Origin of the sequence: Pseudomonas sp. LSJ-87, from assembly GCF_032971465.1 — a bacterium.
Taxonomy (GTDB): domain Bacteria; phylum Pseudomonadota; class Gammaproteobacteria; order Pseudomonadales; family Pseudomonadaceae; genus Aquipseudomonas; species Aquipseudomonas putida_Z.
This window is the reverse complement of the sequence record NZ_JAWJYQ010000106.1, coordinates 1-1153: the sequence shown is the minus strand read 5'-3', so window position 1 is coordinate 1153 and position 1153 is coordinate 1. Positions and strand designations below refer to the sequence as shown.

Here is a 1153-nt window from a genome sequence, read left to right as displayed (position 1 = left end):
TCACAAGCGTGGGCCAAGCCAAAGTCCTCTCACAGTGTTGAGTTTAGGAGGGTTTGGTGATGGCGTCCTTCCTGGGTATTGATGTTTCCAGTCGATCACTCGATGCGCTGGTGCGGCCACAGGGCATAAAAATCCATGTGAGCAATGATCGGGCAGGCTTCGAGGAGCTGCAGCGAAGCCTTGGCGGGCGCAGTATCAAGCGCGTTTTGCTGGAGGCCACGGGCGGCTACGAGCGAGATGTCATGCATTTCTTGCAGGATGGCGGCTACAAAGTCATACGCGTCAATCCCAGGCGAGCCCGAGCGTTCGCAGAATCCATCGGCGTCAAAGCCAAGACCGACGCCATCGATGCCGAAGTATTGGCCCACTACGCTGAGGTCATTCCAGACCAGTCCACCCTGCGGATCAGCCCGGAACGTGCGCTGTTGCGGGAATTGCTGCAGCAACGTGATCGGCTGGTTCAGCAGCGTGATGACGATCTGAGGCGCCTGAAACAGGCGCAGTCCCGCGTGGTGTCCGACTTTCTGAAAGCCAACCTCCAGCACTTCAAATCGCAGATCAAGCTGGTTGAGCAAGCGATCAGCCAGCAAGCGGAAGCCCTGAAAGATGAACGGGTTACTCAGCTGGTCCAGGTCAAAGGCATTGGGCTGGTTACGGCGGGCAAGCTGGTAACGCTTCTGCCAGAACTGGGGCGTGTCGAGTCTAGAGAAATAGCCTCATTGGTCGGGGTGGCGCCCTTCAACCACGACAGCGGAAAATTCGTGGGCAAGCGCTCTATCTCAGGCGGGCGGTTTGAGGCCAGGCGATCATTGTACATGTCATGCCTTGTGGCGATGAAGTACAACCCAGCACTCAAGGCTCGTTATGAGGCACTGCGCGAACGAGGAAAAGTTGCCAAGGTCGCTATCGTAGCCTGTATGCGGGTATTCCTCGTACGGCTCAATGCCATGCTCAGGACTGGCGAGCCTTGGCTGGATCTGGTCTTGCCACAGCCTAAGCGGACCTAGATCAGGAAACCGACGTAATTCATATGAGAGCGGGCTTGCCCACCAAGCCAATACCGCGCTGGATGGCACGGGCTTCGCCCGTGTTCGCGGGACAAGCCCGCTCCCACAGGTGACGCGCTAGATTTTAGAAATTGAGCAAGACAGTT

1 protein-coding gene is annotated in these 1153 nt (G+C 57.2%); it reads left to right on the top strand.

What is annotated here, in order from left to right:
• Positions 1-59: 59 nt before the first annotated feature.
• Positions 60-1007, top strand: coding sequence for an IS110 family transposase (locus RYH74_RS26265; RefSeq protein ID WP_075043652.1), 948 nt, complete (start codon positions 60-62; stop codon positions 1005-1007).
• Positions 1008-1153: the final 146 nt, after the last annotated feature.

Coding starts and splice junctions, on each gene's coding strand:
- RYH74_RS26265 (WP_075043652.1), top strand. CDS start 60: ATGGCGTCCTTCCTGGGTATTGATGTTTCCAGTCGATCACTCGATGCG.